This window comes from Janthinobacterium aestuarii (assembly GCF_051380835.1).
Lineage (GTDB): Bacteria > Pseudomonadota > Gammaproteobacteria > Burkholderiales > Burkholderiaceae_D > Janthinobacterium > Janthinobacterium aestuarii.
Window position 1 is genome coordinate 190,879 of the sequence record NZ_JBNYXU010000003.1, and the last position, 14,311, is coordinate 205,189.

At 66.6% G+C, this 14,311-nt stretch carries 12 protein-coding genes; 9 read left to right on the forward strand and 3 right to left on the reverse strand.

Features of this window, described 5'->3' with window-relative positions; genetic code table 11:
- The first annotated feature begins 10 nt into the window (after positions 1 to 10).
- Complete coding sequence (locus ACQ4WO_RS10410; RefSeq protein WP_436481327.1) at positions 11 to 853, forward strand: dioxygenase family protein; 843 nt, start codon at positions 11 to 13, stop codon at positions 851 to 853.
- Here the strand turns inward: ACQ4WO_RS10410 and ACQ4WO_RS10415 are convergent.
- On the reverse strand, positions 850 to 2,289 hold the full coding sequence (locus ACQ4WO_RS10415; protein ID WP_436481328.1) for a DUF1501 domain-containing protein: 1,440 nt from the start codon (positions 2,287 to 2,289) through the stop codon (positions 850 to 852). The two genes, ACQ4WO_RS10410 and ACQ4WO_RS10415, sit on opposite strands and share 4 nt — an antisense overlap.
- A gap of 10 nt (positions 2,290 to 2,299) precedes the next feature.
- A complete protein-coding gene (locus ACQ4WO_RS10420) occupies positions 2,300 to 4,096 on the reverse strand; it encodes a DUF1800 domain-containing protein (protein WP_436481329.1) in 1,797 nt (598 codons plus the stop codon).
- Between the two features lie 414 nt (positions 4,097 to 4,510).
- On the opposite strand from ACQ4WO_RS10420, the gene ACQ4WO_RS10425 reads away from it, so the two are divergent.
- The 8 genes from ACQ4WO_RS10425 (at position 4,511) to ACQ4WO_RS10460 (ending at position 12,770) form a co-directional block, all read left to right on the forward strand.
- A complete protein-coding gene (locus ACQ4WO_RS10425; protein WP_436481330.1) occupies positions 4,511 to 5,077 on the forward strand; it encodes a hypothetical protein in 567 nt (188 codons plus the stop codon).
- Positions 5,078 to 5,150: 73 nt separating this feature from the next.
- Complete coding sequence (locus ACQ4WO_RS10430; protein WP_436481331.1) at positions 5,151 to 5,885, forward strand: hypothetical protein; 735 nt, start codon at positions 5,151 to 5,153, stop codon at positions 5,883 to 5,885.
- A gap of 4 nt (positions 5,886 to 5,889) precedes the next feature.
- Positions 5,890 to 7,245: a hypothetical protein gene (locus ACQ4WO_RS10435; protein ID WP_436481332.1), complete on the forward strand. Its 1,356-nt coding sequence runs from the start codon at positions 5,890 to 5,892 to the stop codon at positions 7,243 to 7,245.
- A 10-nt stretch (positions 7,246 to 7,255) separates the two neighbouring features.
- Positions 7,256 to 9,418, forward strand: coding sequence for a hypothetical protein (locus tag ACQ4WO_RS10440; protein ID WP_436481333.1), 2,163 nt, complete (start codon positions 7,256 to 7,258; stop codon positions 9,416 to 9,418).
- Between the two features lie 20 nt (positions 9,419 to 9,438).
- Positions 9,439 to 10,467 carry an aminotransferase class I/II-fold pyridoxal phosphate-dependent enzyme gene (locus ACQ4WO_RS10445; RefSeq protein WP_436481334.1) on the forward strand — a complete coding sequence of 343 codons (1,029 nt, stop codon included), beginning with the start codon at positions 9,439 to 9,441 and terminating at the stop codon, positions 10,465 to 10,467.
- Entirely contained in the window at positions 10,451 to 11,344 is an 894-nt protein-coding gene (locus ACQ4WO_RS10450) for a GIY-YIG nuclease family protein (protein WP_436481335.1), read from the forward strand. Before ACQ4WO_RS10445 ends, ACQ4WO_RS10450 begins: the two co-directional genes overlap by 17 nt.
- A gap of 37 nt (positions 11,345 to 11,381) precedes the next feature.
- Entirely contained in the window at positions 11,382 to 12,032 is a 651-nt protein-coding gene (locus ACQ4WO_RS10455) for a hypothetical protein (protein ID WP_436481336.1), read from the forward strand.
- Between the two features lie 9 nt (positions 12,033 to 12,041).
- Complete coding sequence (locus ACQ4WO_RS10460) at positions 12,042 to 12,770, forward strand: amidohydrolase family protein (protein ID WP_436481337.1); 729 nt, start codon at positions 12,042 to 12,044, stop codon at positions 12,768 to 12,770.
- Positions 12,771 to 12,776: 6 nt separating this feature from the next.
- Here ACQ4WO_RS10460 and ACQ4WO_RS10465 read toward each other — a convergent pair whose 3' ends face one another.
- Positions 12,777 to 14,156, reverse strand: a complete 1,380-nt coding sequence (locus tag ACQ4WO_RS10465) for a sigma-54-dependent transcriptional regulator (protein ID WP_436481338.1) — start codon at positions 14,154 to 14,156, stop codon at positions 12,777 to 12,779.
- Positions 14,157 to 14,311 lie beyond the last annotated feature (155 nt).

Below are 14,311 nucleotides of genomic sequence, written 5' to 3' on the forward strand. Positions count from 1 at the left end.
TGGAATATATATGGCATTACATGATCACGGTCTGGTATCCGACCTCGAAATGATGCGCCGACAGGCCGCTGAACGGCGGCAAGTGCTGCGCTGGCTGCTGGCCGGCGCCGCCACCTTGCCTTTGATCAGTTGCGGCGGCGCCTCGGACGCCAGCGATACGGCGGCAGGCAGCGGTGCCGGCACCGTCGCAATATCGACCACGGGCGCCTGCACGGTGATGCCGGAGGAAACGGGCGGGCCGTACCCGGCCGATGGCACGAACACGAATGGCGGCAGCATCATCAACGTGCTGAAGCAGTCGGGGGTCGTGCGCAGCGATATCCGCGCCAGTTTCAATGGCGCTGCGGGTGTGGCGGCGGGCGTGCCGCTCACCATCCAGTTGCAGCTGCTCAACGCCAGCGGCAGCTGCGCCAGCCTGGCTGGCTACGCCGTGTATGTATGGCATTGCGACCGCGATGGCTTGTATTCGCTGTATTCGAGCGGTGTGACGGCGCAAAATTACCTGCGCGGCGTGCAGGAAACGGACAGCGCCGGCAGCCTCAGCTTTACGACCATCTTTCCCGGCTGTTACGCGGGACGCATGCCGCACGTGCATGTTGAGGTCTATCCCAGCCTGGCCAAGGCGGCCTCTGCCTCGAACCGCATCAAGACCTCGCAATTCACGTTTCCGCTGGCAACGCTGAGCGAGGCCTACGCGGCCAGCGGCTACACGGCCAGCGTGCGCAACCTGGCGCAGATCAGCTATGCGACCGACAATGTTTTCAGCGACGGCACCAGCCTGCAGATGGCCACGGTGACGGGCAATGCCACCGATGGCTATGTCGCCACCCTGGTGATCGCCGTGAACGGTTAAGTCATCGTCATGAAACCCAGGTCGCGCCGGCTGAAGTTGCCGATGTTCGGGAACACCTCGGCAAGCTGGCTGTCGGCCACGCCAAACCACTTGGCCAGAGTGGCGCCGTACTGGTCGACGGACGTGGTCGGCAGCAGGGCGCCGGAACCGACGTCCAGCGCATGGCCGACGCCCGTGACGGGGAAGGCGCCGTAGATGTCGCGGCCCTTCACGGCGCCGCCCACGACAAAGTGGTGGGCGCCCCAGCCGTGGTCCGTGCCATCGCCGTTGCTGCTGAAGGTGCGGCCGAAGTCCGACGCTGTAAACGTCGTCACCTGGCGTCGCAGATCCACGCCTTGCAGGGCCGCCAGGGCCGTGTCGAAGTACGCGAGCGCATGGGCCAGCCGGGCCATCAGGTCGCCATGCAGCACTTTTTGCCGGTCATGCGTGTCGAAGCTGCCCAAGGTCACATAAAACACTTGCCGTTTCGCCCCCAGGGCGCCGCGTCCGCCGATGATGCGCGCCACCGTCTGCAATTGCACGGCCAGCTGGTTGACGCCGGACGCGCCCGTGTTCGGATTGACATAGGGCGGCGGATTGGGCACGCCGCCCGCGCCGGCCGCCAGCATGGCGCCGCTGAGGATGCTTTGGCTGGAAATGGCGCGCTGCACGACTGCCACGTGTTCCTGTTCGATCAGGTCGCTGCCCGCCTCGTTGATGATGGCTTGCAGCGCGCCCGCGCCGCCCGTGCTGCCATACAGGCTGCCGCTCAGGCCGCGGATGGGCACGGCACCTGCCTGGCCCACCTGGAACTGGCGCACCTGGCGCCCGCTGAGGAAGACGGTGTTGCCTGCTGCGGAAATGGCCGTGAACATGGCATTCGTATTAAGCGCGCCGGCCACGTCGGCCACCCGGCCGCCCCAGCCCGTGCTGGCGCCTTCCGGCGAACCCGATTGCCACGTCGATTGCTGGTCGTTGTGCGAGAACAGCTTGGGCGGCAAGGCCACGCTGCCCGCCCTGTACTGCGCCAGGGTGGCCGGCTGGATCAGGGTACCCACATTGGCCACGATGGCGGCGCGGCCATTGTCGAACAGGTCTTTCAGGGGCTTCAGCTGGGGATGCAGGGCGAAGGTGCGGCCCGTTTGCGCCGTGGCGGGCACGATGGACAAGACGCCGCCCGTCTCGCTCAAGCCGGGCAGATGGATGGAACCTGCGCCGCCCGTGTTGCGCAGGCGCGTGTATTGAGCCCATGACGTGGGATCGGTGGCCAGCACCGTGTTGAAGGCGTCGTTGCCGCCTGCCATGAACAGGCAGACCATGGCCTTGTAATCGTCGGCCGATTGCGCGGCGGCGTTACCCATGGCGGCCAGGTTCATGGCGAAGGGAGCGGCCGTGGTACCGGCCAGGCTCAGCATGGAACCGAGGAAGCGGCGGCGGGAAAATGGAAAATTTTGCATGTGATCGCTCTTACTTTTGTACCAGGTAGGCCGGCGAGGCCATGGTCAGGAAAATGGCCAGCTTGACGCGGTTGGCCTGGGCCGTGGCAACTTGCGTGGCATTGCTGGCCGTGGCCGCAGGGATGCTGATGCCATTGACGGCGGTCAGGATTTGCCCGCGCAGTCTGGCGGGCATGCTGCCATGCATCAGGAGCAGGTCGATGCGATCGAGCAGGGCGCCCGCGTCGGCGGCCAGCGCCAGTTCGCGTGTGTAGTCCGGCGCGATATCGCGGTAGTCGCCGCCGCCATTGGCAATGGTGGCCTGCATGTAGTTCAGGTAGCCGGTGACCGATGGTTCCGATGTGATCTGCAATTCCGGCGCCAGCAGGCCCGCGCTGGCCAGGGCCGAGTTGGGCGGCATATAGCCGGGCCTGAAGTAGTTGAAGACGGAAGGCGCGTTCAAGGGACTCTGGCCCAGGCCGGCTAGGGGATCGTCCACATAATAGATGCGGTAGCGACCGCTCGCGGGTTTCGCGTCGAAGGCGCGCATCCAGTGCGCCAAGCGCAGCAGCGGCTCGCGCAACTTGCCGGTGCGCATGGTGCTGCCGGCCGGGGCCAGCGCGTCCGGGTCAAGCAGCACGGCGCGGATGACGGCCTGCATGTCTCCGCGCACGCCACTGCCATTGTTGGCAAACACGGCGGCAACGCGGCCCACGTAGGCGGTGCTGGGATTGCTGCTGACGAGGCGCTGGATCAGCTGGCGGGCAAAGAACGGTCCCGTATTCGGATGGTTGAACAGGGTGTCGAGCGCCAGTTTCAAGTCCCCCTCGCCGCTGGTGGCGCCGGAAATGGCCTGGCCCAGGAAGCGTTTTTCCGACGTGGAGTGGAAGTCCGGGTAGTTCTGCATGGGCTGCCAGTCGCGGTCGGGAGCGATCACGCCGCCATTGAAACGCATCCAGTTGCGGTCGGGACCGGCCCAGCCCCATCCCGTCAAGACCTTGGCCAGGCCCGCCACGTCGTCGTGGCTGTAAGTATCGATGGGCTTGCCACCGGACAGTTTCAGGCTGCCGTCCGCGTTCAACTGATGCAAGCCGATGGTAAATAGCTGCATCACTTCGCGGGCGAAGTTTTCATCGGGCGTGCGCGTGGCCGTTTCCTTCTGGTTGTGCAGGTGCGACAGGTACAGGCCCATCATCGGGTGCAGGGCCACGCCTTCGAGCAGGTCGCGGAAATTGCCAAAGGCGCGCTGGCCCAGCATGTCGTAGTAGCTGGCGATGCCGCGCGGCCGCGCCACCAGTTCTTCATTCTGTATGGAAATGACGAAAATTTCCGACAGGGCGAAGGCCATGCGCTGGCGCAACTGGTCTTCGCCGCGGATGCCTTGCTGCCAGAACGATTCGTAGAACTGCGTATAGCGGGTCTTTTCACCGCCGGCGGCCTCTGTGGCCAGCATCGTGTCGATGTATTTGCGGTGCAAGGTTTGCGGCTTGGAAAACTGAGTATTGAACCAGGTGTCGCTGTCGCTGGCCACCAGCGCATCGATGGCAGCCATGTTGGGCCCGAACGTGGCGCGGCCCAGGAAGCGCGACGCTTGCTGTCTGTTGAAGGTGGTGACCGCCTGGCTGGCCGGGGGCGTGGTCAGGGTCGGCGGGCGCGACATGGTATCGCCCGGCGTGGCGCCGGGGGCGGTTGTCGCAGGCGGCACGACCGAGATGTCAGGATTCTGGGTGGAGCCGGTCTTGCTGTCACCGCCACCGCCACCGCCGCAGGCGGAAAGCAGGCTGAACAATGTGATGCCCAGCAAACGGCGCAAAGTAGGGTCAGTCATTTAGTTTCTCTCAGGCAATCAAATTCTAGCCCGTTAATTGTAGGCCTTAGCTACCAGAATCCTGTTTTCAATTAACTATTTACGTGTTGGCCACATTTTCATTTACCGGACGTTGGCGTGGTGTTGGGTATGGTTTCGGTGCGGTAGCGCGAACTTAACTGTTTGAAAATAAAAAATATTTTTTGCCGATCATGGCCACTGTGGTGGATAGACGACGTAATCAATTTCATCGAATTAAGCTTGTTTGAAAGCTCATGGACAGAGCGAAAACAGCTTCGCCGGAAACCATGGTTTTTACGCCATCGGCGAAACACCGTTCGCCGTTACCCGCCGCTTTTCCCTTGTCCTTGCTGGCACGACCCTTGCAATAACAGGGCATGGGCCGCGTGCCTTCCCTTGTTGCCGGAGCCTGCCATGACCAGCCGTCTGCTCGCCTATCGCCCCGAAATGGAATTGCCTGAAGCGCCGGGCATGCTGCCTTTGCAGCAGGAAGATGAATTGGCACTGGCGGCGCAGTTGCTGGAATTGCAGGCGCCGGCGCAGTTCGACGCTTTCCTGGCGCGCCAGCTGGGTGCCACGGCGGCGGGCCAGCAAGTGCGCGGCACGCCGCTGGAAGGGCCGCTGCGTCAGCTGCTGGGCAAGGTGGTGGCGCCCCTGCTGCCCCTGCATGGCGGTTCGCCGCAGGCGCTCAAGCGGCGCGCCGCCGGCATCTTCGGCATGGAACTGGAAGGATTGAGCCCGGAAGACAAGGAATTCGAACTGGCGCGCCAGGTCGTGCACCTGATCGATGCCGTCAATACGGCGCTGGCGCAGGACGGCGGCACGGGCGCGCGCGCACCCAGGGCGCGGGTGGAGACGGCCTTGCTGCAAGTGGCACGCAGCGTGGCGCCAGGCTTGCTCAGGCAGGCGCCGCAAACGCCGGGGCCGGACGGTGGCCGCTGGCGCCGCGAGGGCGGGCACATCGTCGTGCTCGATTGTTAGCCGGACGGGCATCTGTCCGGCGCTGTAGTGTCAACTGAGTGTCAACCGAGGTGTTAACTTACAGGAGCTCATCATGCATGACTTAGATCGTACGACCCTGGAATACGGGCAGGAGATGTCCGGCTTTGAAGCGGAACAGTTCGAGTTTGGCCAGGGCGAGTGGAGCGGCGAGGGCGGCGCGAACGCCATGTTTTCCGAGACCGAGGAGATGGAACTGGCGAATGAACTGCTGTCGGTCAGCAATGAAGCCGAGCTGGAACAGTTTCTCGGCAATTTCCTGCGCAAGGCCGCCTCGGTGGCGGGCGGCATCATCAAGTCGCCCGTAGGACAAGCGATCGGCGGCGTGCTCAAGGGCGTAGCGAAAAAGGCCATTCCCCTGGCCGGCGGCGCGATCGGCGGCTATTTCGGCGGCCCGCTGGGGGCCAAGATCGGCAGCGGCCTGGCCTCGGCCGCCGGCAACGCGCTGGGGCTGGAGGCGGAGGCGTCGTCGAATGAGGACCGCGAATTCGAGGGCGCCAAGCAGTTCGTGCGCCTGGCCGCCGACACCGTCAACCGCGCCGCGCAGGCACGCGGTGCGGGCGACCCGCGCGCCATCGCCCAGGCGGCCGCCAGCGCGGCGGCGCGCCAGTTCGCGCCCGGCTTGTTGGGACGCCCCGGCAGCCAGGTGGCCACGCAGGGCGGCAGCGGCGCCGGTGCGGGCGGCGGCATGACGCAGGGGAGCGGACGCGGCCAGGGCCAGGGCGGCATGCGCCAGTCCAGCGGGCGCTGGGCGCGCCAGGGCCACAAAATCGTCTTGTACGGTGTCTGACATCATGGCCATCGGCGCTTACGCTGCCTGGATGCTGGCGCAGGAAGCACGTTCGCTGCTGACGCGGCTGGCGCGGCTGGAACCGTTCGCGCTGATCGAGCCGACGGTGCTGGCGGCCGCCCTGATGCCCAGCGCCCAGTCGGCCATCGAAAGCCAGCTGGTGCAGGGCCGGCGCGCATTGCGGCGCATGGTGGCCCAGTTCCAGTGGTGGCTGCGGCGCGAGCACGCCGACGGCGCCAGCATGGCCACGGCCGCCGAGGCACAGCGCCGCTTCACTTTCCTGCGCCTGAAATTCAATGCCGCGCTGACCCAGTTCGACCTGTTCAACGAAGTCATCACGCAACGCAGCGAGCACAAGACGGGTGTGTGGCTGGCCGGTCTCGACATCGTTGCCGCCGACGCGCTGGCGCTGCCCGGCAATGTGTACCAGGCGCCGCCCGTGATCTGCTACCTGGACCGGGGCCCGGGCGCGGCCATCCGCCGCGCGCGCACGCGCCTGCCCGGCGGCGGCGACAATCCCGTCGCCATCATCCGCCTGCCGCGCGAACGCATGATCGGCAGCAGCATCGCCTCGTCGCTCGTGCACGAGGTGGGCCACCAGGGCGCGGCGCTGCTGGACCTGGTGGCGTCCTTGCGGCCCGTGCTGCAAGCCATGCAGCACGGCGGCAGCGGTGCCGTGCACGTGTGGCAGCTGTGGGAACGGTGGATTTCCGAGATCGTGGCCGATTTCTGGTCGCTGGCGCGGGTCGGCGTGGCCGCCACCCTGGGCCTGATCGGCGTGGTCAGCCTGCCGCGCGTGTTTGTCTTCCGCCTCAATATCGACGATCCCCACCCGGTGCCGTGGCTGCGGGTGCGCCTGAGCTGCGCCATGGGGCGGGCCCTGTATCCGCATCCGCAGTGGGACCGCCTGGAGCAGCTGTGGCTGTCGTACTACCCGCTGGCCGGCCTGCCGCCGGCCCGGCAGCGGCTGCTGGAGCAGTTGCAGGCCAGCATGGCGGCCCTCGTGGGCTTGCTGGTGCAGCACCGGCCGCCTGCCTTGCGCGGCGGCTCGCTGGTCGAAGCCATGGCCGTGCGCACGCGCCAGCCGGCCATGCTGGGGCAGCTGTTTCGCAGCTGGACTCTGGCGCCGGCGCAGATGTACCAGGCCGCGCCGACCCTGGTCTTCGCCGTGCTGGGGCAGGCGCGCGCCAGCGGCACCTTGAGCCCGGAAGACGAAAGCGAGCTGCTGGGGCGTTTGCTGACCCACTGGGCCTTGCGCAGCACCCTGGACACCTCGGAGCTGTGCGCCGATGTCGTGCGGCATGGCAGCCAGTCCGGCAGGCCGCTGCCGCCCCTGGCATCCCGTTTGATTATCCATTGAGGAGAATGACATGAGCAGCAAGACGAGCAGTAATATGGGTGGCAAGAACAGAGGGGCGGGCCAGGCGGGTCCGAAACACCACGGCGGCGGCATCGCCGTCACCGTACACGAGCAGGACAGCGGGGCCATGGTCGTCAATGCCGCCATCAGCCTGTACCGGGGCAATGATGCTGATTGCCATCTGTTCAATGCCGCCACCTGGGTACCCGACCCCGCCATGCTGGTGGGCGTGCGCTGGACGGATGGGCGTGGCGGCACCGTGTTTACCGACCTGGCGACGGGCAGCTACGTGGGGGTGTATGGCAATTTCCCCGCCACAGCGCCCCAGTGCGTGACGGTGCAGGCCGGCTGCAGCGCCGTGCTGTGCTTCACGCCCCAGCTCAATCCACAGGTGACGCTGGCGTTTGAAACGGCCGACTGCCATCCCAGCGACTGCCATTTCGGCAGGGTGGGCGACCGTGCCGTGGCCACGATCTCGTTTGACGGCGACCAAAGCGCCGACGGGCGCGACCAGGTGCAAGTGCTGGCCGCCGCGCCATGGGTACCGATGCGCGGCGCGGACAACGCGTTTACCACACAAGTGCGGCGCGCCGGCATGCACCGCTTCATGGGGCAGATGATGCTGTCGCAGCGGCCCGAACTGCGCAGCGCCTTGCCCGTGCCGGAAGGCCTGAGTCCGAACGCCATGCTGGCGCTGGATGCGGAATACGAGACGGAAGAGCGCCAGCCGCAGCCCATCTCCGGCAATGTGGGCGTGTCGCTGACGCGCACGGAAACGGAGCCGACGGAAGACTTGCCGCTGTGGACCTTGATACGCAACAGCACCGAGGCGATGTCGTTTACCAATTACCTGCATTTCATGGACAGCCTGTTTTGCGGCGACCTGGCCAGCGTGCGCGGCTTCGAGCAGGAACGCTTCGTCAAAAAGACGGAGATGTTCCAGCAGCTCAAGCAGCGCCGCGCGCTGCCGTTTTCCGATGCCGATTCCTACCGCGTGCTGAAAGTGGCGACGGAAGCGTTCGTGATGGTCAATTGCGGCGTGCTGAACCAGCCGCTGGCCTTCAATCCGGCCGAGGACAACGCTTACCTGGACCGGCGCGACATCCCCCAGGGACGCGACCTGGAAACCGTGCTGCGCAACGACTACCTGGAAAACATCGACGGCTTCCAGACCTTGCCCTATTTGGCCGTGATCCGCCGCAAGCTGCCCGACATCCCCATCAGCATCCCGCGCGGCCAGGAAGGCGAAGTGGACCTGTGCTTTGGCATCATCCAGGAAAAGCTGGCCAATCCTTGTCTGCTGGAACTGATCTGGTCGTACTGGCATGAAGAGGGCATGCTCGTGCAAACCATGAACGCCATCGCGCAACGCTTCCAGAACCTGCGCGCGCCGGGCAACCATCTCGACCCCCTGTCGAACACGGAAATCGACATGCTGCGTCCGCTGAATAATTTGCTGTGGGGATACACGCAGGATGAACAGCATCGGCTGACCGTGATGCGCCGGAACTATGAGTATGACCATCACTACGGTGTGCGCCTGGACGGCAAGGCAGTGCAGCACTTCCGGCCAGCCGATAGCCGCTCCAAATTCCTGGAAGCGTTCCACCACTTGCTGCGCCTGCTGACTTCGTTCTACAAGCAGGATGACGACACCACCGTGAAGGCCGACGCCTTCCCCGTGCTGAATGCCTTGAAAGAGATCCACCTGATCCTGTCGCAGGGCGCGCATAACCAGTTCGGCGACTTGCCGTCGACGGCACGCATCGAGATGCTGATGCAGCAATGGATGCTGGCGCGCCCCGAATTCCGTGAATTTTTACCGACGCGCGTGATGGTCGCGTATCCGGAACCGTGGATGGACAGGGTTGACGCCATGAAGAAACTGCAGGGCTGGACGGATACGAGTGTGATGCATTTCCGTAACTTGGCCATCTTTGGCGAGCAATTGCTGCTCTCCGTGCGCTACGGCAATTGGAGCGACATTTATGAGCCGACCCAGGCGTTCAACTGGGCGCGTTTCTGGCGCCCACAAGTGCAGGGCTATATCCACGGCTACCGCGCCGCCACCGGGGTCGACCTGTCCGTCGACAGCAGCGACCCGGTGGTCGAATCGACGATGCCCTCGGTGTTGCTGCGCCAGCGCCTGAGCCAGCAACTGCGCAGCGTCTAGGGCGGGAGCGGGGCGCGTGCATGCTCGACTTTACCAGTGCCCTGTACCTGGGCATGCGCCATCCGGCCGCCGCGCTGGCGCCGTGGAGCAGCCTGACCCTGGGCCAGCCGGCCGCGCTGCAGGAGCCGCCCGGCGCGCAGGCCCTGGCCGCGGATCTCGCTGCCCTGCAAGGCTGCGAAGCGGCCTGCGTGCTGCCGTCGACCCTGCACCTGTTCTGGGACCTGTTCGGCATGCTGGCTGCCGAGCGCCTGGTGATCCTTATCGATGGCGGCAGCTACGCCATCGCGCGCTGGGGCGCCGAGCGGGCGCAGGCCCTGGGCTTGCCGCAGCAAGTGTTTCCCAGCGGCGAGATGGCGGCGCTGCGGCAGCTGGTGACGGTCTGGGGCAGGCAAGGGTGGCGTCCATTGATCCTGGCCGATGGCTATGTGCCGGGCAGCGAACAGGTCTTGCCGCTGGCCGGCTATGCGGCCCTGGCGCGCCAGGGCGACGGTTATTTGCTGCTCGACGACACGCAGGTGCTGGGCGTGACGGGTACACAGGGCGGCGGCTCGGCGCGGCTGCATGGCTTGCATGGGGAATCGCTGATCATCGGCGCCTCGCTGGCCAAGGGATTCGGCGTGCCGCTGGCGGTGCTGACCGGCAGCCGCAAGCTGCTGCGGCGCTTCGCGGCGCACAGCCAGACGCGCGTGCATGCCAGTGCGCCCTCGGCGGCCGTGCTGGCGGCGGCGCGGCGGGCGCTGGCGCTCAATGCGCGCCACGGCGATGCCTTGCGCGCCAGGCTGGCGGACAGGGTGGCGCAATGGCGGGCGGGAATGGTGGCGGCCGGTATCGCTTGCCGGGGCGGCAGCTTCCCCGTGCAGCGCCTGCCCGGACGCGCCCATTTGCAGCCAGCCTTGCGCGAGGCGGGCGTGCTGGCGCTGGCGCAAGCGGGGAACGGTCCCGGCGCGCTGACGTTTCTGCTGCGGGCCGACCAGACGCCCCGGCAACTGGAACAGGCGATGGACTTGCTTGAACATCACACGAGGAGGCGATATGAACGAAGCGTTTGAAATGCTGCCCTTTGCGGGACAGGCGGGAGCGGCCGGCGAGCAGGAATGGCTGGGGGAATGGTCGCAAGAGTGGTCGCAAGAAGGGACGCAAGAAGGGGAGGACGGGGGCGAGTGGGAAGGTGAATGGGAGAGCGAATGGGAAGGCGAGCGTGCGCGCCCGGGAGGTGGGCGCGGCGCCCTGCGCGGTGGCGGCCTGCGTGCAAGGCCGCCGCTGCGGGGCCCGCGCCGTCCCGCGCCGCCACGCTACCAGGGCCAGGGGCGCCGGCCGCCCCGCTATCCGCCGCCGCCCTTGCCGTATCCGCCGCGCTACCGGGGCTGGGGCGGCTATGGCGCCATCTATCCCACCATTTATCCGGCGCCGTATCCCGTGTTCGGCGGCCAGCACGAGCCGGCGCCGTATCAGGACACGGGCCAGTATCAAGGACAGGATACAGGACAAAATCAGGACCCGGACCAGGATGACGGCCAGATGCAGGGCGAAGTGCCGCCCATCCTGGCGTCCACCCTGGGCCGCGTGCCGAGCGCGGCCGCCTTGCGCTACCAGGCGGTGGGAGCGATTCCGCAGGCCGTCAACGATGCGAACGCCACGGGGCCGGGCCTGTATGTGATCGAGTTCGACACCAAGGATGGCCGGCGCGCCTACAGCGGCCAGACCGATGATTTGCGGCGGCGCCTGAAACAGCACCATTTGTGCGGCAAGATGATGGGCATGGACATGAGCGCGCATGACGTCTATGTGGCGCCGCTATCGTCGGCGGCACAGCGGCGCAGTCTGGAAAAGGGTATCCACAGCGACATGTTTACCCACCGGCGCGGCGTGTTGACGAACCAGCGGCGCGAACTGGAAATGGCCGTGCTGGGCGAAATGTGGGGCTGACGACGACAGTACCTTGACGACTGCGAAGGAGAGCATCATGCACCAACTCGAATGTGAATGCGGGCAATGCCGGCAGCGGGCCGGCGCCGCGTTTGAAGTGTTGGAATTCGGCCGGGAGTGGCCCGGCAAGGGCCGCGCGCCGGCCGTCTTCAGCGAGGAGGAAGAACTGCAACTGGCCATGGAGTTGCTGGAAGTGGCCAGCGAGGAGGAACTCGACCAGTTTCTCGGCAATGTCTTCAAGAGCGTGTGGAAGGGCGTCAAGAAAGTGGGCGCTACCATCGCCAAGGTGGCCAAGCCCTTGGGCGGCGCCTTGAAGGCCGTGGCCAAGACGGCCTTGCCCTTTGTCGGCGGCGCCCTTGGTTCGATGATCCCGATACCGGGCGTGGGCACGGCGCTCGGTTCGGCCCTGGGGCGCGCGGCCAGCAATGCGCTGGAGCTCGAAATGGAGAACGCAGCGCCGGCCGACCGCGAACTGGAGCTGGCGCGCCGCTTCGTGCGCATCGCGGGACAGGCGGCGCGCCTGGCCGGCGACGGCGATGGCAGCACGCGCGCCGTGGAAAGCGCGCTGACGCGGGCCCTGCACCAGCAATTGCCGCACTTTCGTTCGCCTGCGCCGCAGCAGGAGGAGGAAAGCGGACGCTGGCGCCGGCGCGGCAACCGCATCGTCGTCATGGGCGACTGGCAATAGCGCGGCACGATGATCATCGATTGCCACTGCCATGCGGGACCGGGCGACGGCTTGAGCGGGCCGTGGGACAGCGATGCGCCGCTGCAGGCCTACTTGCGCCGCGCGCAGGCGGCCGGTATCGCCCGCAGCGTGCTGTTCGCCGCCTTCCACTCCGATTACGCCATCGCCAACCATGGCGTGGCGCGCCTGGTCGCCGCCGATCCGCAGCGGTTTTACGGCTTTGCCTTCGTGCATGCGCGGCGCGACCGGGGCCGCATCCAGGACCTGGTGCGCACGGCCGTTGAGCGTTACGGTTTTGTCGGCATCAAGGCGCACCGGCTTGACGCGCGCATCAGCGGCGAACTGTGCGAGGCGGCGCGCTTCTTCGGCTTGCCCGTGCTGTACGACCCGGCCGGCGAGGTGGCCGTGGCCGAGCTGCTGGCGCAGCAGTACCCCGACGTCAATTTCATCCTGCCCCACCTGGGCAGCTTTGGCGACGACTGGGCGGCGCAGCTGGCGCTGATCGACCACCTTGTGCGGCATCCGAACATCCATACGGACAGCTCGGGCGTGCGCCGCTTCGACTTGCTGCAGCAGACCGTGCGCCGCGCGGGGCCGCACAAGGTCCTGTTCGGTTCGGACGGCCCCTGGCTGCATCCGGGACTGGAATTGCACAAGATTCATTTGCTGGGCTTGCCGCCAGCCGATGCGGCGCTGATCACGGGCGGCAATTTTTTGCGGCTGGCGGGGCTGGCGTGAGGCAGATCAAAGGGCGGCTGGCGGTGTCGCGGCAGTAGCGGCTTGCTCCTCGCAGGCGGCCGTCTTGCGGCGTATCTGCAGGGCGCGGTCGGTTATGCCCAGGCGGGCGGCGGCGCGCTGGTTGTTACCGTGTTCCTCGGCCAGCACGAGGCGGATGGCCACGTCGGTGGCGCAGCGCGTGATGTGCGACAGCTTGCAGCCCTGGGCCAGGGCCCGCCGCACGGCCGCTTCGAAATGCTGGTCGGGCCAGAGCGGCGCCAGCAGCCGTTCGTCGGGTGGCAGGGCGCCGATGGTGATGGGGCCGGGTCCGCAATGGCGGTGCCAGATGCGCGTGACGGTCTGGCGCAGTTCGCGCACATTGCCCGGATAGTCGCGCAGCAGCAGGTATTCGCGCACGGCCGCGTCCAGCGCGGGCGGAGGGCACTGCGCCAGCTCGGCGAGGAAATGCCGGGCCAGCGGCAGGATATCGTCCTGGCGCTCGCGCAGGGGGGGCGTCTGGCAACGCCAGCCGGCGATGCGGTAATACAGGTCGGCGCGGAAGGCGCCGCGCGCCACCTCGTATTCCAGTTCGCGGTTGGTGGCGCAAACGAGGCGAAACTGGGTCGGTTGCCAGGTATTGCCACCCACGCGCTTGTATTTGCGCTCCTGGATGGCCCGCAGCAGCTGTGCCTGCAGCGGCAGCGGCAGTTCGCCCACTTCGTCGAGAAACAGCACGCCGCCGTCGGCCAGGGCAAAAGCGCCGTCGCGCGCGGCCGCCGCGCCCGTAAAAGCGCCCCGTTCATGGCCGAACAGTTCGCTGCCAGCGAGGTCCGGCGACAAGGTGGTGCAGTCGAGAATGGTGAAGTCGCCACTGCAGTTGCCTAAACGGTGGATCAGTTGCGCCAGTAAATCCTTGCCCGTGCCCGTCTCGCCCGTGATCAGCATCGACGCCTGGCTGAAGGCGGCCATTTCCACCACCTGGTGCAGCAGCGCGGTCCAGGCCGCGCTCTCGCCCACCAGCTGCTGGCGCACGGTGCTGGACGCCAGCAACTGCGCCACGGCCTGCCAGCGCTGCAGGCGCGCCAGCACCTGGCCCGCATCGATGCTACCGGCCGGCCACAGCAGCACATCGAGCGCGCCGGCCGCCATCAGGGCACGCTTTTGCGCGCAACTGGTGGGCTGGCCGCAGGCGGCAATGGCCAGCACGGAGGCATGGCGGCACAGCGCAGGCAGCGCTTGCAGCAGCGCGGCATTGGCCTCGGCAAACAGCACGATGCCCGCGCCATCCTCCTCGCCATCGTGCCGCCGGGCTACAGTTACCTGAGCCTGCTCCAAGGCCGTCATCAGCAAGGCGCCACTGCCAGCCGCCGCCTGCTGCACGATTTCCAGCCACACCTTGAGCGTCATATGCCAGCCATCACGAGGGCACGAGTGGCCCATCTTAGAAGCCCGATACCCCAGCCGTTTGATCTGGCGCAAGCGTGCGCGGTAGGCCGCAATGAAAAACGCCGCCTGATCTGCATCAGGCGGCGTTAAGTCGCATTAACTGTTTTTAACGAACG